The 17,192-nt window shown below is 47.9% G+C and carries 27 protein-coding genes; 14 read left to right on the top strand and 13 right to left on the bottom strand.

The features are described 5' to 3' along the window. Positions 1–13: 13 nt before the first annotated feature. The 8 genes from JHD44_RS08830 to JHD44_RS19215 form a co-directional block, all read right to left on the bottom strand. Positions 14–496, bottom strand: coding sequence for a hypothetical protein (locus JHD44_RS08830; protein ID WP_199462394.1), 483 nt, complete (start codon positions 494–496; stop codon positions 14–16). A gap of 10 nt (positions 497–506) precedes the next feature. After that, positions 507–737 carry a hypothetical protein gene (locus tag JHD44_RS08825; RefSeq protein ID WP_199462393.1) on the bottom strand — a complete coding sequence of 77 codons (231 nt, stop codon included), beginning with the start codon at positions 735–737 and terminating at the stop codon, positions 507–509. Then, positions 734–1,888 (bottom strand): recombination-associated protein RdgC, encoded by a 1,155-nt coding sequence (rdgC, locus tag JHD44_RS08820; RefSeq protein ID WP_325097069.1) that lies wholly within the window; start codon positions 1,886–1,888, stop codon positions 734–736. Before rdgC ends, JHD44_RS08825 begins: the two co-directional genes overlap by 4 nt. Then, the gene (locus JHD44_RS08815) at positions 1,888–2,640 is read right to left on the bottom strand and encodes a hypothetical protein (protein WP_199462392.1); all 753 of its coding nucleotides are present in this window, start codon (positions 2,638–2,640) and stop codon (positions 1,888–1,890) included. Before JHD44_RS08815 ends, rdgC begins: the two co-directional genes overlap by 1 nt. A gap of 11 nt (positions 2,641–2,651) precedes the next feature. Beyond that, a complete protein-coding gene (locus JHD44_RS08810) occupies positions 2,652–2,984 on the bottom strand; it encodes a hypothetical protein (protein ID WP_199462391.1) in 333 nt (110 codons plus the stop codon). Continuing rightward, positions 2,981–3,184, bottom strand: coding sequence for a carbon storage regulator (locus JHD44_RS19220; protein WP_199462390.1), 204 nt, complete (start codon positions 3,182–3,184; stop codon positions 2,981–2,983). The genes JHD44_RS08810 and JHD44_RS19220 overlap by 4 nt, the downstream gene beginning before the upstream one ends. A gap of 10 nt (positions 3,185–3,194) precedes the next feature. After that, positions 3,195–3,563 carry a hypothetical protein gene (locus JHD44_RS08800; protein ID WP_199462389.1) on the bottom strand — a complete coding sequence of 123 codons (369 nt, stop codon included), beginning with the start codon at positions 3,561–3,563 and terminating at the stop codon, positions 3,195–3,197. A gap of 233 nt (positions 3,564–3,796) precedes the next feature. After that, on the bottom strand, positions 3,797–4,105 hold the full coding sequence (locus JHD44_RS19215) for a helix-turn-helix domain-containing protein (protein ID WP_199462388.1): 309 nt from the start codon (positions 4,103–4,105) through the stop codon (positions 3,797–3,799). A 234-nt stretch (positions 4,106–4,339) separates the two neighbouring features. Between JHD44_RS19215 and JHD44_RS08790 the strand changes: the two genes are divergently transcribed. After that, positions 4,340–4,486: a hypothetical protein gene (locus JHD44_RS08790; protein ID WP_199462387.1), complete on the top strand. Its 147-nt coding sequence runs from the start codon at positions 4,340–4,342 to the stop codon at positions 4,484–4,486. A gap of 1 nt (position 4,487) precedes the next feature. Here the strand turns inward: JHD44_RS08790 and JHD44_RS08785 are convergent, their stop codons facing one another. From JHD44_RS08785 to JHD44_RS08775, 3 genes are read right to left on the bottom strand one after another with little or no spacing between them, the layout of a single operon-like run. After that, positions 4,488–5,381 carry a hypothetical protein gene (locus tag JHD44_RS08785; RefSeq protein ID WP_199462386.1) on the bottom strand — a complete coding sequence of 298 codons (894 nt, stop codon included), beginning with the start codon at positions 5,379–5,381 and terminating at the stop codon, positions 4,488–4,490. Then, positions 5,378–5,845: a DUF6932 family protein gene (locus JHD44_RS08780; RefSeq protein WP_199462385.1), complete on the bottom strand. Its 468-nt coding sequence runs from the start codon at positions 5,843–5,845 to the stop codon at positions 5,378–5,380. Before JHD44_RS08780 ends, JHD44_RS08785 begins: the two co-directional genes overlap by 4 nt. A 26-nt stretch (positions 5,846–5,871) precedes the next feature. Beyond that, positions 5,872–6,624, bottom strand: a complete 753-nt coding sequence (locus JHD44_RS08775; RefSeq protein ID WP_199462384.1) for a helix-turn-helix domain-containing protein — start codon at positions 6,622–6,624, stop codon at positions 5,872–5,874. 299 nt (positions 6,625–6,923) lie between these two features. Between JHD44_RS08775 and JHD44_RS08770 the strand changes: the two genes are divergently transcribed. The 12 genes from JHD44_RS08770 (at position 6,924) to JHD44_RS19095 (ending at position 15,078) form a co-directional block, all read left to right on the top strand. Beyond that, positions 6,924–7,166, top strand: coding sequence for a hypothetical protein (locus tag JHD44_RS08770; RefSeq protein WP_199462383.1), 243 nt, complete (start codon positions 6,924–6,926; stop codon positions 7,164–7,166). Positions 7,167–7,493: 327 nt separating this feature from the next. Next, positions 7,494–7,787 (top strand): hypothetical protein, encoded by a 294-nt coding sequence (locus JHD44_RS08765; protein ID WP_115467924.1) that lies wholly within the window; start codon positions 7,494–7,496, stop codon positions 7,785–7,787. Continuing rightward, positions 7,784–9,442 (top strand): DNA cytosine methyltransferase, encoded by a 1,659-nt coding sequence (locus tag JHD44_RS08760; RefSeq protein ID WP_325097068.1) that lies wholly within the window; start codon positions 7,784–7,786, stop codon positions 9,440–9,442. Before JHD44_RS08765 ends, JHD44_RS08760 begins: the two co-directional genes overlap by 4 nt. Beyond that, the gene (locus JHD44_RS08755) at positions 9,439–10,302 is read left to right on the top strand and encodes a helix-turn-helix domain-containing protein (protein WP_199462382.1); all 864 of its coding nucleotides are present in this window, start codon (positions 9,439–9,441) and stop codon (positions 10,300–10,302) included. Before JHD44_RS08760 ends, JHD44_RS08755 begins: the two co-directional genes overlap by 4 nt. After that, positions 10,302–10,988: a replication protein P gene (locus JHD44_RS08750; protein ID WP_199462381.1), complete on the top strand. Its 687-nt coding sequence runs from the start codon at positions 10,302–10,304 to the stop codon at positions 10,986–10,988. Before JHD44_RS08755 ends, JHD44_RS08750 begins: the two co-directional genes overlap by 1 nt. A 3-nt stretch (positions 10,989–10,991) precedes the next feature. Beyond that, the gene (locus tag JHD44_RS08745) at positions 10,992–11,327 is read left to right on the top strand and encodes a hypothetical protein (protein WP_199462380.1); all 336 of its coding nucleotides are present in this window, start codon (positions 10,992–10,994) and stop codon (positions 11,325–11,327) included. After that, complete coding sequence (locus JHD44_RS08740; RefSeq protein ID WP_199462379.1) at positions 11,320–11,628, top strand: hypothetical protein; 309 nt, start codon at positions 11,320–11,322, stop codon at positions 11,626–11,628. The genes JHD44_RS08745 and JHD44_RS08740 overlap by 8 nt, the downstream gene beginning before the upstream one ends. Before the next feature lie 12 nt (positions 11,629–11,640). After that, on the top strand, positions 11,641–12,006 hold the full coding sequence (locus tag JHD44_RS08735) for a hypothetical protein (RefSeq protein ID WP_199462378.1): 366 nt from the start codon (positions 11,641–11,643) through the stop codon (positions 12,004–12,006). A gap of 10 nt (positions 12,007–12,016) precedes the next feature. Continuing rightward, positions 12,017–12,886: an exonuclease domain-containing protein gene (locus JHD44_RS08730; protein WP_199462377.1), complete on the top strand. Its 870-nt coding sequence runs from the start codon at positions 12,017–12,019 to the stop codon at positions 12,884–12,886. 56 nt (positions 12,887–12,942) lie between these two features. Beyond that, on the top strand, positions 12,943–13,347 hold the full coding sequence (locus JHD44_RS08725) for a hypothetical protein (RefSeq protein WP_199462376.1): 405 nt from the start codon (positions 12,943–12,945) through the stop codon (positions 13,345–13,347). Positions 13,348–13,421: 74 nt separating this feature from the next. Further along, positions 13,422–13,937, top strand: coding sequence for a hypothetical protein (locus JHD44_RS08720; RefSeq protein WP_199462375.1), 516 nt, complete (start codon positions 13,422–13,424; stop codon positions 13,935–13,937). Between the two features lie 154 nt (positions 13,938–14,091). Next, positions 14,092–15,078, top strand: a complete 987-nt coding sequence (locus tag JHD44_RS19095) for a tyrosine-type recombinase/integrase (protein ID WP_199462374.1) — start codon at positions 14,092–14,094, stop codon at positions 15,076–15,078. Here JHD44_RS19095 and JHD44_RS08710 read toward each other — a convergent pair. Further along, positions 15,075–15,542: a hypothetical protein gene (locus JHD44_RS08710; protein WP_199462373.1), complete on the bottom strand. Its 468-nt coding sequence runs from the start codon at positions 15,540–15,542 to the stop codon at positions 15,075–15,077. The two genes, JHD44_RS19095 and JHD44_RS08710, sit on opposite strands and share 4 nt — an antisense overlap. A 466-nt stretch (positions 15,543–16,008) precedes the next feature. Here JHD44_RS08710 and JHD44_RS08705 point away from each other — a divergent pair, with 466 nt between their 5' ends. Then, positions 16,009–16,245, top strand: coding sequence for a hypothetical protein (locus JHD44_RS08705; RefSeq protein ID WP_199462372.1), 237 nt, complete (start codon positions 16,009–16,011; stop codon positions 16,243–16,245). Between the two features lie 45 nt (positions 16,246–16,290). Here JHD44_RS08705 and JHD44_RS08700 read toward each other — a convergent pair whose 3' ends face one another. Continuing rightward, on the bottom strand, positions 16,291–17,091 hold the full coding sequence (locus tag JHD44_RS08700; RefSeq protein WP_199462371.1) for a hypothetical protein: 801 nt from the start codon (positions 17,089–17,091) through the stop codon (positions 16,291–16,293). Between the last annotated feature and the right edge of the window lie 101 nt (positions 17,092–17,192).

Genomic DNA, 17,192 nt, shown 5'->3' with positions numbered 1-17,192 from the left:
AACGTCTAATGCTTCAGACATGGTGCCTCCCGATCGCTGGGTGGTTGGCGATGATGTCTTGCATGACCGCTCGCGCGATGGATTGGTCAGTGATTACGATAATTCCCTCTTGACGCACAGGTATTTCTGTACTTTTTCCCGTGGCTTTCTTGCTGTTCCGTTTGAATGCCTCAATCTGTTCAGGAGTTGCCAGATCGTAAAACTTTTCGCTAACTGCACCGCTGTGCTTCCTGGCTTTTGTCAGCCCGTAGCCAAGTTTTACTGCTTCGGATAAAGCTGCTTTTATGCGTTTTTCAGACTCTGCTTTGATCTCCTCAATTCGCTTCGCACCATTTTTCTTAAGTTCTTCAATCTGTTGTTTCGTTGCAATGTCCTTAAAACGGGGCATGCCCACGTGGAGTGCGCGGGATGCTTCGAAAAGACCAAGTCCTTGCTCAATCAACGCTGGCACCTCAGTCGCCAGCTCTGCGTTTGTTTTTTTGTTTCTTACTGCCATGGCTTCCTCCTTATGCTGCGGTCTTTTCATTTAAACGGGCTAGGGCGTGGTTAAGTCCTGCTTCTAGCTCTGCGATCTGTTTTGCTTGCTGGCGGATCGTGGCGGCAGCGGCTTCGAGTGAAAACTGATTGCCCTCAAGCGCTGATACCAGTTCGCCAACATGGATAGGGTTGCTGTAACCGTCGTGGCCAGCAATCATGGTGCGGTTCCAGTTGTATTGATTTAGGTTCAAAGTGCTCATGCCGCTTGCTCCTTTCCTATCAGTACTTCTCTTAAGCCGTTATAGCTCATGGGGCCTACCACGCCTTTTTGCTCCATTTCTGCGATCAAGTGAGATGCTCGGTTGTATCCAATTTGTAGGCGCCTTTGCAGGTTTGCCGTGGATGCATTGCGAGACTCAATAACGAATTTCTTGGCCTCTTGGTAAAGCGGATCAAAGTAAAGCTCTTCGTTTTCAGTGGCATCGTATTCTGTAGCTTTGTCAGAAATATCCATTTCAATCTCAAACCATTTCGCCATGTGCTCGGTGAAGAGTTCGCGGATGGTGAGTGATGCCAGTGCAAAGTTTGCGTCCATGTCGGACATCGCGCCGCCTTGGGAGTCGTTGAAAGCTGCTTCTTTTAGGGTGTCGTCCCACTTGATGCTTTTAAGCGTCAGGTCATCGTTAAGCACGAATGACAGTTTGTCGGTGTAACGCAGTGCCAGGGACTTCACTTGCATGCCTTGCTCTAGGTGGCGTGTCACGTCTTCGCTTAGTGGCTCAAGGTTTTTAAAGCGCGCTTTGGCTTTGTCTTCGCTGTGGTCCACTACTTCACACTCAGCGCCTGTTTCTAGGTTGGCTGGCAGATCGTTTTTCATTAGCCAGTCGGTCATGATGCCCGCCGGTGATACTTGCGCCTGCAGTGGTACCATTGGGAATGATCCAAGCATGGTTTGCAGATGTTTGAATGACTGCTCGGTCATGCCTGCGTTGGTGGTGTTGAGCACCAAAAGGCCTGCTTTCTTATCGATCATTAGCCATACGTCTGTGCGCTTGGCGAATGCTTTAGGGCGCAGAGTAAAGATAAGCTCTTCTTTGATGTCGGCTTTTTCCTTGCGGCCCACTTTGCGGCCTTCTACTACTTCGATCTCTGCGATCTTGGTGTCTAGCGCTTCACGCACGACAGAAGAGGGCAACACTTTCTCTTCTTTGCCGAAGCGGATCATCATGCAGTCGTTGCTTACGATCGCCCAGCACTCCGAGTTGCGAGCAAGCGGCAACGAGCCGAATGTGAACTCATCATTTGCGCCGCACTCGCGTAGCGGGTGGTCTTTTAAAGCCTGCTCGATCGTCGCAAAGTCGATGGCAGCGGCTTCTTTGAGCTGGAATATTTGTAGAGTTTTAGGCCACATTAGTATTCGCTCCAGCTAGTTTCGTAATCATCAGCATCAGAGCCTTGATCCAGGTCGATTAGGCCTTTCATTGCGTAGACGTTGAAAAGCATTTTTTCAAAGCTGTAGAGTGGGCCAGCGCAAAGTCTTGGTTCTGTTTCGCCGTCCGATCGAATGCCAAGAATTTTCCATTTGCCAGACTCTTTATCTAAGCTGAGATGAAGCTCAAGATCGCAGGCGCGGCGATCAGCGCTTTCTTCTTTGCTGATGTAGACTTTCTTGCTTGTATCTGTCCAATCAAACATATCTTCGATAATTAGCGTGATTTCGCCTTCTGGCTCTTCATCGTATGAGCGAGCACTTTTAACGACCTGTTTAACCAGCCACGACATGGTGATTTCCTCTGGCAGCTCGGTCATGATTTCCTTTAGCTCGGCATCGACAACATCAGCTAGGCGGGTGTCGTAAAAATTCTGTGCCGCCAGCTTCAAACGGTTCATAACGAAATCATGGTAAACAGGCAGGTCTTCAAGGCTCTCAATCTGCGGCATGATGGAAGCCGAAAGCTTTTCTTTTAGTGCCTTGCCGACTTCGCCGTATGAGCGAAATAGATCGTCTGCGGTTTCCTCAATCAGCTTATCAACTCGCTTAGTGATCGCTTGCTCTAGCGCTCCAGAGGCTAGGCGTTCATGTAGGACAGTTGTAAACATATCCTGTGCAGTGTCCGTTGCTGGGTTCGTCATTGGTGTGAATTCTTGGTTTTCAGTTGTCATGGTCTGTCTCCTTACATTCCTACGGCTTTTTTAAGGTCTGCGTCTGGCAGTACGTGGAAAGAGCTTGGCTTCTCCACAAACACCAGTTTCGCGGCTTTAGGGTGGTTGGTGCTTGGCTCGAATCGAATCAGCATCTGCCCAAGCTGCATGGTTTCACCCTGCAGGCGGGTGCGGCGGTGCTTGCCTGCGTTCACGGAGCTGATTTCCACTGTGTAGCTGTTGCCATGCTGAGTCAGTTCGTGACTAACGTGGGCTAGACGAAACAATGGGTTGTGTTCACCGTTTAGCACGATCAGTGCTTTGCCTGGGTAAAGCGTTTGGCTGAATGTTTTTACTTCGCTCATGCGGCGTCTCCTTCCTTTGAGATTTTCAATAACTCGTCACGGACGATGCTGGTGTCGCGCGGTGCTGCGATGTGCAGGCGCGTACGTGAATGTGTGCATGACAGCGTGGTTACGTGCACGGTGGTTTCTGTTGTCGAAGGTGGCACTTTGATGGTGATGCCTTCGTCCTTTGTGCGACTTAGGATTAATCCGTTGTGCATTACTTTTCTCCTATCCAATGATGAAGTCGGTTTGCTCACGGCGGTTGCCGCGAACTTTAACCGTGCGTGTGGCACGGGTGGTGTGGTGTCGCGCTAGATCAAGATCAGCGTCGAATGCATAAGGCGTATCGATTGCAGTGGTGAACAGCGCAAGCGTGATGAAGCCGAGGGCTGCAAGGCGGCTGTGAGCTGGTGTTTTTTCGGTGACTGAATCGATACGAAACTGGATATCGCCACAGGCTATTGCGCGAGCAACGGCTTGGGTCAAGGTGCGTGCGCCGTAGTACTGGCGAGCTTCTACTTGATGAAAGGCGACTGTTGGGACAGATCGAAAGATGCTGTCTGCTATCTGGTGTTTGGTTAAGCCCTCGGCAACCATGGCTAAAATGCCGGTCTTGTATGCGCCGAGCTGGGCAGTATTAGAAGGGTAAAACGTGATGTTGAATGCGTCTTGCATGATTCGGCCTCTTGCCTGAATTACGTTGTTTTTTAAAAATTACTCCAAGAGTAATATTTCGTCAACAAAAAAGACAAAGAAATCTAAAACAAAACTACTGTATATATGTACAGTAATGGTTTACGATAAGTGATATGATTCGAAGTAAATGAAGTCTAACGATAGGATTTTGCTAGGTTTTCTAGTGCTAAAAGGGCTGCGTTTCGCTTTTCTGAGGGGAGGGTGAGAAGTGCTTCGCGTAGTTGGGCAAGAGTGGCGTCAATTTGATTTAAGTCACAAGGAGCCAATGAGCACTGCAGGACATTTTCTAATTTCTTGACAATAGTTTTGGTGGGCTGATGACGACCTAGTTCCCAAGCTTTGACTGTATGAGCCGAGAATCGAATCATTTCTGCAAGCTCTTTCCGTGAGAGGTTTTTGGCATTCCGTGCGGCTCTTAGGCGTAGGCCGAACGATTTAGGCATGGAGTATATGGGGTCTGCTAGTTTAGATATATGCAATAGAGAATATTAGTAAGGCGTGTATATAACCATTTGAATTAAGTGAAGAAAAGTTATCGGGTAGTGTAAATGTCACATTCACTCCATTTCGTGTAGACATTTACGCTAATCGTGTAGAGTTTTACAAATTAGCTTGCACTTAAGTAATGTGCTCTGCATCATTTCTTGGCGGTTGTATTCGCCATGGTAGGTGGAAAGATGGATGTGTTAAAGGAAATTGCGCGCTTGAAAGTGCTAATGGAAGCGGCCAAAGCCGACGGCAAGGTCGGCATGGTGTTGTGGTATGAGATTCGGATTGATGAGCTTAGTGCCTATTTAGTTTCTGATATAGGCGAGGCGTCATAGGTTATTCGATGCTTGAGATGCTTTCTAATTTAAGTTCGATTTTGTAAGGTTTTGATTTCGACCTTTTCTTACGAGCCGAGCAAATTAGTTTTGCGTGCTCGCCTAGCCTTAATCTTTTAATCTCAGAAACCTTGTCAGCATCAATGAATATGCTTACCTTTTCTCCAGATACATCCTTTAGTTCAATTTTCTTCTCCGAAATCAAAGAAATCGCGCCGAAAATCTCTTTTGGATCCGCTGGACTGTCTTCTATCTTGCTCAAGGTTTTGATAAAACCCCTTAGACTATCTTTACTTGCATTCCAGTGGCGGGTTTTGCCTAGTGGCGTACGCCATACAATTTCAAGGTCTGCTTTTTCTTGTGCTGATGCTTTGAATATATCAAGTAGAGCGTGAGCAGGCCCCGAGCCAAGCTTGCTAATTTCATCGGCTGAGCCGATGTGACTGAAAATCGATTCAAGGGCGCTGGTTGCAGCATTATGATCTAAGAGATCCGGGGTGGCCTTTGCAGAGATAATGAGCTTCGATGAGCCGGGCTGGATTGCATTTAGACGTAGGTCTAGGCCTCGTTCAAGTTCAGAGAATAAGCCTTTTTTATGTTTAGCTAAATCAATTGTCTGTAATACTGTTTCAAGTATAAGCTTTTTGGTTGCGCTAGTGAGCTTAGCTACAAGTGATAGCGGTGCAGAGCCATCAGAAAGGTGCGGAGCACTTAGTCTGAAATCAATGAATTGAAGGTCAGTATCTTTAAACTCAGCAAGTGCCTGGGTCTGTAGATCCTCTACATGTTGCTTGAAAGAAAGCATGGCAATAGTGTCTGCAAAGCTACCATTAGATAGCTTTTCAAGCCTAGCTAGTTCTCTTTGTGCGCCGTTGAGTCTACTAAGCGTGCTCATACAGACTCCTCCATGGTTAGTTTAACAATACCTTTAACATTGTCTTTTCTGTCAAAACCGAACCATCCACGCCAGTAAGATAGATTGTTTACATCTTGACTTGGGGTAAAGTATGCATCGCAACTATATATCTGAGAGAAGGCGCGGGTGGCCTGAAGCTTACCGAATTCATCAATGTCACTTTGGCTCATACTATTCACTTGTTCTGCGTCATAAACAACAAGTAGGTCAATATCGGCAGGATCTTCTTTAACTGTAGTATATGATCCATCTAGCCAAATTGCATCGGGCTTAAAGTGTAATTTATTGATGAGAAGGTCAACAAAAGATACGAATTTATTATAAAGCTCAAGGCGGGTTTCTGAGTTAGGGAAATTATCCACCAATTCTTTCTTGATTTCCTCAAGCGTTTTGACATGAAATCCGCCACTGTATAGCGGATCAAAGGTTTCTTTTTCTGACATGAATTCCCTTTCTTTTAACTTTTAAATTAATACTTCCAAAGGCCATCTTTCATTTTTAAAGAGAGCACCAGTTGGTCATAAACCGCTTGGAACTGCGCTGCATCGGTCTCAGGATCGTAACCGCCTCGTGTTGCTATGCGGGCGTTGTACAGCTGGACAATTGAAGTCACATAAATATTGAGTAGGTCGCTGTCGATCTCGAAACCTTCACCGCGCACGGTGGCCACTAGCTGTGCAGCTGTCTTAGCCAGTAATGAGCCGTCGATCTGTGCGGCTTTGGGTGGTGTTAGCGGCTTACGATCAAGAAAATCTTCTGGAAGTTCTAGGCGTTTTTCGATAACGCGAGCGATGCGGCCTGTCAATTTGCCTTTACCGCTGAGGATGTTGCTTAGCCAGCTTTTGCTGTAGCCGCAGATTTCAGCTATTTGAGTGTGGTTCAGGCCTTTCTCAACCTCAAGATTGGCCACGTGTTTGGCTATGTTCTGGCGTCTCCATTGGTAGATCCAAGCGTTCTCAAACTCTTCTTGGCTCATTTCACCAAGCTTCAACGCATCACCGATTGGTATTTCTACCAGGCGACAGATCATGACAGCCTCTTCAAGCGAGAATGACACGCTGCCACGCATACGACGATCAAGAGCAACATTGGAAAGACCGATGTATTCTGCTATCTCGCTACGTTCATAGCGCGATGCGTTGATAATACGCTGCATGGCCAGTGAACATGCTCCAGCGGTGCTTTCTTTCACCTCTTTTTCTAAAGGTTCGATTGTCGGCATATAGTGGTGTCAGCCTCGTTTGGGTAAATGTGTGGGCGTAAACTTTTGATCTAGCTCATACACGGCATGTGTAATACACAAGATTTTGTGTATAGAGTAAATTTCATCAATTTCATGAACGTTGGATGTTTACTTATTGTTACTCTAGGTGTTAAATTTAGAAAACATTGAGCGGTTTATACAATCATTGTTTTGTATAGAATTACTGTTTTAGGTAATCCGCTGTAAACAACCATCGTTAGATGGCTCTTAGTCGGCACGCTGTGAAGCGCCCGAGCAGAGTATTGGGGGATGTCCTTGTGAAGCTATCACACTTTAGTAAGTGCGGCCATGACGGTTGTCTTGATAGTGGAACGACTGACCCGCATTCAGGTGTTACCCTTTTTGTGAACGACAGCCATTGCGCCCCTTCGGGGGCTTTTTTAGCAAAGCGTGAAATCATAGATTGGGACGACCCAGAACTTTGTAAGCTGGTGAAAGACATCGACCAGCGATTCGGACAACTAAGAAACATCGAAAGGCAAGACGCCGATCAAATGTAAGATGCTAACTGAATCGATGTATCTGTTTTAATTTTTGACAGGTACAGAGCAATGAGCAATAATTTAATTTCTCCTGCAAAATCAGGGGACTGGATTACCACCCAGACAAACTCTCCAAAGGGCAGACGAACCGCCCATGACAGCGGTTTTTTTATGTCTGCACGCCTGTGCCTGTCTAATTTATGGGCGGTCGGGCGGCTGTGCCATCTTCGGATGGGCAGGTCTACCTTTGGAGCCTGTTGTGGTAACACAGCTGTCAGACCGTCCACCCTAATCCCGAAATTACCACTTCGGCAGGGTGGCTCTAAATTCCAAAGGAGTCACATCATGGCACAATTACGCCTATTGGTTGACGATCGTTTGAGTTCTTATGCTCAGGCTGTTCGCGATACCATTCAACTTTACGTTCCTATCTTTGGCGATTCGCCACGCTTCTTGCTTGATGAGCAGGAGCTTTCTGAACTATCTCAACTTCCAATCGAAAAAGTACGTTTAGCCATCGCTGAGTTACAGCGCGAAGGCTGGATCGCGCCGTTTTTTAATGGCCGCAAGTCCAAGAGCCACGTTTACGCCTGCCAAAATCCAAGCTTCAAAGGCACAGCGATGGAGGTGTGGGCGTGATCAAAGATACGATTACTCACTTTCATTTTTGCTGTGGCCTTGGTGCCGGTGCAAAAGGTTTCAATATGGCTAACCCTCGCGTTGGCAATGTTGAAGCACGTTTTGAATGTCTTGGCGGCATCGATGTTGCACCCGCTGCGATCCGCGATTTTAAAACGCTGACGGGCACGGATGGCACGGTGATGGATTTATTCACCCGTGACCAGTACACACGATTTCACGGTGTGGAGCCACCAAAAGAGTGGAAAGAAGCCACTCCTGCAGACGTTCGTGCTGCGGCTCAAAATCGCACCCCTAATGTTGTATTTATCAGCTCGCCTTGTAAGGGGGCGAGCGGTTTACTTTCTCAAAAGAAAGCTGTCACGCCTAAGTATCAGGCGCTTAATGAGCTGACCCTTCGCTGTGTTTGGTTGATGGTTGAGGCTTGGAAAGACGATCCAGTTGATTTGATCGTGTTTGAAAATGTGCCTCGCTTGGCCTCTCGCGGTCGTCATTTGTTGGATCAGATCAACCAAGTGTTATCTCACGCGGGTTATGCAGTGGCCGAAACGACTCACGATTGTGGTGAGATCGGTGGCCTTGCGCAGTCTCGCAAGCGTTTCCTTTTAGTGGCTCGCCATATCGAGAAGGTGCCACCATTCCTTTACCAGCCAGCCATGAAAGGTTTGCAAAGTGTTGGCTCTGTTTTGGAGCGTATGCCGTTACCTGGTGACGAGACTGCTGGCCCGATGCACCGAGTTCCACGTTTGCAATGGAAAACATGGGTGCGCTTAGCATTTGTTGAGGCGGGTAAAGATTGGCGATCCCTTGAGCGTTTGGCGATTGAAAACGGCCACTTACGCGACTTTTTAATTATGCCCGATCATCGTAATGGTTATATGGGTGTGAATGATTGGTCAGAGCCTATGGGCACTGTGGCGGGTAAATCGAAACCGGGTAACGGTGCGTTTTCGGTAGCTGATCCGCGTCCTACTAAGATGGGTAATTACGGCGCCTACGGAATTATTCCATGGGACAAGTCTAGCGGTGTTGTAACGTCTCAATCTGCTGTAGGTGGCGGTCGCTTTGCGGTGGCTGATCCTCGAGGGAACGGGTTTGCTAGTAAGTATTCTGTTACGGCTTTTGATCGTGCAGCGGGTACGGTTATCGCGGGAAGCACAACAGGTCAGGGCGCTTTTGCTGTGGCCGATCCCCGTCCGAATATGAACCGCAAGAAGGGTGATAGCTACTATGGTGGTGGTCATTACGGTGTTTTGCCTTGGGATGGTTTCTCAGGTGCTGTGTCTGCCGCTGCGTGTCACGACAATGGCCGCTGGTCTGTTGCTGATCCACGCCTTCCAAAAGCTACGGATAAATGTCATGCGGTGATTGAGTCACTTGATGGCACTTGGCATCGACCATTTACAACTCTTGAGCTTGCCGCTTTGCAATCACTGATCGAGCCAGAAGAATACTTGGAGCTTGATGGCTTAAACGATGAGGCATGGCGTGAACGTATCGGTAATGCGGTACCGCCTTCGGCTTCGCGTGCGATCGCTGAGGTGATGGGCACGACGATCCTGCTTGCACGTCAGGGCGAGACATTCCTTTTAGACAACGCGCCTATTTGGGTTAAGCCTATGGCTGCGGCGTTGAGCGTAGGGGGTGTGCAATGAGCATGGAGCTTATGGTTAAGGCCATGAAGACCAAGGTTGGTAACCCTCTGCGTAAACTTGTTCTGTTGAAGCTGGCGGATAATGCCAGCGATCAGGGCGAATGTTGGCCTAGTTATCAATACATTGCTGATCAGTGTGAAATCAGCCGCCGTGCGGTGGTTGGTCATATCAATGCGCTGATTGAAACTGGTGTGCTGTCTAAGACGCTTCGTAAAGGTGAGAAGGGGAACTCTTCAAACGTTTACCTGCTTAATTTCCACCTTTTGAAGCCTGTTTATAACGATAAAGGCTCATTGATTGGATATTTGTTACCTGGTGAATCTGTTGCATTAGGTGGTGCAGATGCTGCACTAGGTGGTGCAGATGCTGCACTAGGGGGTGGTGCAGCATCTGCACCCAGAACCAGTCACTCTCTTGAACCAGTCAATGAATCAGTCAATGAACCTAAAGATCATTTGTCCGATTCGGCCGAATCGAACGAAACCGCTCCGGTGGTGGTTGATCAAAAATTCAATGCCAAGGCCAAACGCGAGTTGTTAGCCCATTCGTTCGAGTTGTTCTGGAATGCTTACCAGCGCAAAGACAACCGCAAGGCATCGGAGGCGAAGTGGTTAAAAATCCCATTGCCGAACGATCGTGAGCAAGCGGTCGCGAAAATTCAATTGATTATCGACCAAGCGCAGCGCTGGGGGGATCTCTACGCCGCGGCACCTGCCGACCAGAAACAATTCCAGCCAATGCCAACGACTTGGATCAACAACGAGCGCTGGAACGATGAACAACTGCCAACGATCCGCCAGCAGGCTAAGCCAGGCGGTGCGATTGATTGGAATGATGTGTTTGATCCGGAGGGCTTCTGATGCAAAACGTAAGCGAATTATTACCGACCCAGCAAAGCAATTTCCCTGTTAACCGTCCTGTGGTCCATGAGCAACCGCGCCCAGCACAGGATCCAAGCCAAGACGCTCAAGCAGCGATGGCTAAAACGATCGACAAGCTGTTTGGCACGTTGAAGGCGTTTTACACCAATCACGGCGCCTCGTTGAAATCACCCGAGATCGAGGGACAGATCAAAACCCAGTGGGTGCGAGAGCTGCTGAAAGCGCAGATCACGGGCGAGATGTTGCGCATGGGTACCGCTCGTGCGAAACGCTACGCCACGGAAGATAAATACACGAAATGGCCTGTGGTGGCTGAGTTCATCATGTGGTGCCACGGCTTGCCAAGCGTGGACGAAGCCTACCGCGAGGCAGTGGATCACAGTCACGACATTGTGAACTGGCGACCAACTCACCCCGCTGTGTACGCCGCTGGCAAGCGTGTGTCTTGGCATAAGCTGCGCCGATCGGACACCCAAGCAGGCCAAAACGCCTACCGCAAGGCTTACATGGAAATCGCCGCCAAGGTGGTTGCCGGTGAGCAGATCGAAGTGAATAAACCGCAACTGATTGAACAGAAGAAGCTCACTGAGAACGAGAAAGCTGAGCTGAAACAACTAGGCCGCGCGAACATCGGCGCACTGAAAGCAATGCTGGGCAAGGGGTAGAGGATGGAATCTGTAACACTTAAGGCTTTGCAGTTTTACCGCAAGGATGTCCAAAAGCGATACGACAAGATCGATGCGATTGTGAACGGTAAGCATGGTGCAGGGCTTGCCGAAGTTTATCAGCAAGCGAATGGACTAATGCAGTCGGGAATTAAAACCGCAGCAGATCATAAGAAACTTGAGGATCTGGCTGCGAAAGAAAAGCGCCTGAAGGCGGATTTAAAACGCTCATGTGATTCAAGAAACACTGATAAGTGGTGTGATCTGAAGATCGAGTTAGAAGAGATCGACCGCGAGATTGCGAACATCAGCTGGCGTGAGGGAATGAGGCATGGATAAAGCAGCCAATGCCCATTTGCATAGGCAGCTAGTGAAGCTGGGCGACATGATTGGGGATGGCCTCCATCTTGAGCCAGACGGCAAGTGGATCAGTAAGGAATACAGACAAGTAGCCCAAGCTCTTGGCCTGCTGCCAAAAGAAGATAGATCGGCCCGAATCGAAGCGATCAATAAACAAATGGTTAAGCGTGTTGCTGATGTGAAATGCGGCAAGTGCAATGGCGAACTAAAACAAACCCGCTCAGGTGCCAAGCGTGCCAAGTGTCAAAGCTGCGGCGGTTTATGGCAATTATTGAAGTGATGGGAGAGTGAGATGGAATTAAACGAGCGATTAGTTAAGTGGTTATTGAGCGGTGATACAGGCACGTCTTCCAAGGCGATTGTGTCCCAGATGACAGGCATCGAAGCAGAAGACAGTTTCAGCGACTACCCTCGCGATACAAGTGATTTTGGTCGTTGCTATCGTCTGATGAAAGCTGTCCCTGAGTTTCGCTTTCGTATTTCTGAAATGGCTAGCCGATCGGAGCGCTGGGCGGCGTTGGTGGCGTGTTGGGATGAGCTTGATCGCCTTTACGAAACGGATAAGGACGCTTGTTACAAGAAGATCAAAGAAGTGCTGGCCACGGCTAAAGATGAGCATGTTTTTGAGCTTGGCAACGGTATGAGTTTTTCGTTTTAGGAGAGTGCTGATGAGTCTGCAATTAGTGGGTGTTGATTTAGAAACGGGTGGTTTGAACGGTTACGAGACGTTGCCATCGGGTGAGCGTGTTCACGGTGCGGCGTATTACCCAATCCTTGAAATGGCGTTTGTGGTGTGTGATGAAAATCTTAATAAAGAGTTTTCGTTCTCGGTCGGTATTTGGAATGAATCCTTTTTAGAGCGTATGGATCCATGGGCGCTTGAGGCGCATACCAAGTCGGGGTTGATCGACCAACTGCGCAACCAGTCTGGCGAGCACTTGGGGGTGTTTTCTGATGTCGAAGATGCTGAGCTATTTGCCATTGAAACGCTGATGCACTTTGGTGTGTCTATTTACGATCGCAAGGCAAAAACAGGTGCCGTGATGTTTGGCAATAGCATTGGTTTTGATGTGTCGTACATCGATGCGCAAATGCCATCCCTTAAAGGGTTCTTTCACTACCGCACGATCGATGTGTCTAGCATTGACCTACTGCGTCAAACGGCTTGGGCGGGTCTTGGTCTGCCAAAATCTGAGAAGCAATACGCCCATACTGCCATGAGCGATATCCAAGAAACCCTTGGGGAGTTGGTGGGTTATACGCTTCATTTGGAGCGCCCAGCGGCAAATGTGTTGATGAGTCGTGACAATCCGAACGGCTGGAAGCTGGAAGAGTTGCTGCCAAAGGTAGCCAAGGAGATTGCCGTGAAGACTGAGCGAATCAAAGGGGATGAGTCTGGTCGTTCATTGTCGATTCAGAAAAACAATACAGAGATTGAGACTTTCTTGTATAAGGCCGCTCGTAAGCAATTCGATACTTTGCGGCTGCTAGATGAAGTCGGTCCCGATCAGGGCCCAGAGGGCGAAGCACGTATTTAATTAACCGGCTGGCTTCGGTCAGCCTTCTTTCACTGTTGGGAAATAGCGGGGTGGTTATGGATATTTATGGAATTGGTGGTGCATTGCGTGGGATGTTTAGTGTGATGAGTAACGGCGCTCGTCGATCGGGTCGCACCAGTCGAATGCTTGATTTAGTTCGGTCTGGCGATGTGATCTTGTGTCTTGGTTGTGGTGAGGCGGAATCGCTGCGCAAGGATTTAAAAAAACGCGATATCTCTGATGTTCGTGTGATTACCAAAGATCAGTTTTATGGTCGTGCTGGGGGAGGGTATGCATCCCGTGATATTGGTCGGGTCCATTTTACGCATGAATTTGTTGAGGACTATTACCACTGTGTTTTACATAGGGCAGATGAAAGCCTTCGTGACATTGAGCTGCTGCTGATCCGTAGGCCTGCGGTTCCGAATCCGCCGCCATTACGAGAAGTTAGGTTCTGGTAAACATTGCAAAGCGTGTTCGCTGAGCGCGCTTTTCAATGCTAACCCATCATCGTCGTGAGACGAGGAGTATCACAATGCGCTGGATCAATCGCCACAAAGCTGGATCTTTGGGCGCCCGTTCATGGGCTGTTATCAATCATCACGTTAATTACCTGATTAGTTCGTCGGAGGATGCTGGCTGGCATGGTCAGTCGAATGCGGGCAAGATCTGCGATATGTTGGAGACTGGGCAGGTACCTGACTTCCAAGGTGGTGGTAACTCGAATGCGAAGATGATCCGAGAAGTGGAGCTTTTGACGCATTCTGATACGGGCCTTGATTATCTGTTCTCAGATCTAACGCGCACTCAAAAGTTGTGCTTGTTCGCGGCGGTGCTAGCGGACGGCAACAAAGATGAGCGCGGTGTTTCCCCTTCTAATGCATCGATCGTTATGCACTTGCCAGAGTTTGCGGCCAAGTTGCGCATGAAGGCGCCGCATAAGGCTGTTTCTGTTAATGGCTTTGAGAAGCATGTTTCTGCTGGCAGATCGGCTTTTATTCGACGCCTAGAGGTTGAGCTGAAAAACCGTGGCGTTGCTGTGAATGGCTAAGCGCATTACGGACACGCTGATCAAGGCTACGTTGGCAGCGGGTGATAAGGAGTGGCTGTTTGATGCTCGCCGTGTTGAGTTTCGTGCCAATACGAGGCGCACCGGGGGCACGTTTTACGATGTTCGTTACCAGGGCAAGAAGAAGCTGCGCACGGTGCTTGGTAAGTGGCCAGCACTGAAGGCGGCAGATCTGTTTAAGCGGTTGAGTGCGATTCGTTCGGAGTTGATGGCGGGTGAGCGCTCGACGGTTAAAGTTGAGCAGATCACGGATGTGCAGGGGCTGTTGTTGTGGTTTGCGGATCACATCGAGGCGGATAAGTCGTTTAGTGATGGTTATGTGGCGTCGGCTCAGAGTTGTATTTATAACCATTTGATGGGGCCGTTGGGCGATGTGGCGATTAAGTCGCTTTCTAAGACGGATTTCTATAAGCGGGTATATATGCCCAAGCAGGAGACGCTTGCGGTTTCGACTCTTCATAAGGTTTGGGGGGTGTTGAAGCGGGCGTGTTCGTTGGCGGGTAAGTTGGGCTTGATCGCTCGTGACCCGCTGATGGGTGTTGGCTGGCGTGACTTTACGCAAGATAAGGAGGTTGCGCGATCAGGGCGCCTTAAACCGTATCAATTGCCTGAGTTGGCACAGTGTATTCAAGATAGCCAGTTTTGGCGGCGGTTGTTCTTTATGATGCAGTTGTGCCACGCGACTCGTATTTTAGAAACAAGTCTGGTGGAGTGGTCCCATATTTCCCTCGATGACGCGGTTTGGTATATCCCAGCAGCGAATACGAAAACGGGGGTAGAGCATAAGGTGCCGATCGCACCTGCAGTGGTCGAATTGCTCCGCGAAGCCAAGGCCAAGCGCCGTGGTAAGTTCGTTTTCTCTCAATCGGGCGATAAGCCCACTCATACATCCACGATCGCAGGATGGTACCGCAAGTTGTCTGCTGAAATGGGCGTTAAGTTTACTTCCCATGATATGCGGAAACTCGCCCGCGACTACTGGCAGGAAAGCGGCGTCGATAGCCGTGTCGCTGAAATGCTGCTTAACCACGCGCAGTCGGATTTGGAAGGGCGTTATCAAAGCCGCTATGCATGGCCGGAAATGATTAAGGCCGTGGGAGGAATTAGTGAGCTGGTAAATTAATTCCAGTTCTCATTGATGGCTTTAGCTAGATCTGGGAATAAATTGCCAAACATCCCGAGGCAAGTATCTGTCCAGCCGCCCTGTTCAACAAATAAAACAGGTTGATTAGTGCGTAAGTCTGTTAGCTCTAGAGAGAACTTACTAAACTTTTCAGCGCTACCTCCTAAACACCAGTCAACAACAGGACCTGGGCTAACCGTTAGGCCATAAGTTGCTTCGGCTAGATTATAAGTTTCTTTGTATTGCTCTGTGACAACAGAAAGCTCTTTAACCGTGGAGAAACGTTTAACGTTGAAGCCTTCCTTAAGCAAAGCCCGTCGAATTTGAATGTTCCAACGAGTATCGTTCATCAACGAGATGGTTTTGTCTTCTGTATCTATAGGGCTGATTTTGTCAACTTGTAAACCAGAAGCGCAGCCACTTAATAAAAAGGCTACAGTAACCCCTAAAAAATACACTTTCATTTATATATCCCTTATGTAAATTGCATCGAAGATTCTAACCTCTTTCAAGTTGTCGCATCAATGGTTGGTTGGTTGGCTGTGAGTTGTGCTTGACCGCTAATGGTAGAGGTGGTTGTGGTATTGGCAGAGGCGATTGATCTTCTCTAAGGGTAGCGCGTAAGGCTTACTATAAGATTTCTAAGGTCAAGTTGGCAAAAAGCATTAAAACAGCGGAACAGCTTGCTCAGACGTGGTAAAATGCGTTCGTATTTTGTTGGTAAGTAGGAGGCGTGATGATAAGAAAATAAAAAAGCCCATTGGGATTGCCGTCCCAAGGGCTCTTTAAAGTTACTTGGCCGAAGGTGGCCGTTAGAAACTTGTGACAAAGTCATTTTAATGTATAGCTGCGTTTCATGTAAACAAAATCTAACACATGAGCGTTGTTTGCCGCCTTAGGTCCTCATTAGCAGTAATATGAGGGCATTTCATGCTTCAAACTCTAACGCCTGATTGGGTGTCGTACTTTTTCGTCTGTATGTTGGTGATGTTGGATATCGTTCAGGTATTTGGCATTGAGTTTTTCCAATACGCAGTTTATATATTTGTTCAACTTTGTAGTTGGATTGCGGACGATCCTGTCGAGCATATTTTGACGTTGCATGGATTGGGAGAGTTTGCCCAGTTCTTGTGGCGGTGTGTTCGGTCGGTGGCGTTTCGTAGCTAGTTGATATAAGCGGCGTGCAGCAGGGCGCCGCTTATTGTTTTCTGTTTAAGGCTTTGCTCTTGGTAGCGCAGTTTGCTGTGTTTCTCTTACGCCATATTCCCATACTTTTCTTATGATTTCATTTTTACTATGGCATTCAGTGCATTTGAATGAAAATCCTTCCTTCACTTTAGTGTTGAGGATTAGGTTTTCGGCGCTACAGGAAGCACATTTGAATACCGTTGCGTCGAGAATTAGAGCCAGTTTCTTTTCTTGTGAAAAATCCTTTACAAAATGCTTGGTATTGCAATTTGGGTCTGTGCACCAAATTTCTTTTAAATTTGGAATAGACTTCTCATTGATATGTATTTCTTGACCACATGCCAAGCAATCAGCTTTAACTATATTTGCGAGATTACATTCAAACTTCTTTATTACAAGTCGTTTTAGCTCATCGAGACATTCGTTTATTAGTGTCCTCAATTTCTCTGAATCCATGTCCTTTCTTAGATGTAAATAGCTTCCAAGAGAATGATATTTTTTATTAAGTATCGCGTCATCAATTCCTTCGTGGCTTCCTATCAGCTTAAACCCTTCTTTTTCTCCTCGTTCGCTTTCTTCTTTCATATGTAATGTAAAAGATTTATTAGCATCCGGCTCCAGTAGTGTGAGGGTTCTCATCGCACTATGTGGTTGCCAGTTTTTGAATAGTAGTTTTGCGCTGTGTCTCTCTGAGTGAAATTCTAGTCGGTTGTACACGAAGCGCTCGATCGCCAATCGGCAATCAAGGGCTGCATATATAAGTTGATGAGAGTTTAAGCTTGCAAGGTGCAGCTCAATCTTTCCAATATAGTCTTTAACTTCCATAGTATTTTTCCTTAAATTTCCGTCACGATACCGTCACAGTGTAGCATATTGATTTGATGCCAATGCCTTTTGTAGTGCGGCTTTGCGTGTCGTTTTTGCCT

Origin of the sequence: Marinomonas ostreistagni, assembly GCF_016461785.1 — a bacterium.
Classification (GTDB): domain Bacteria; phylum Pseudomonadota; class Gammaproteobacteria; order Pseudomonadales; family Marinomonadaceae; genus Marinomonas; species Marinomonas ostreistagni_A.
This window is presented reverse-complemented; position numbering and strand designations above follow the sequence as displayed.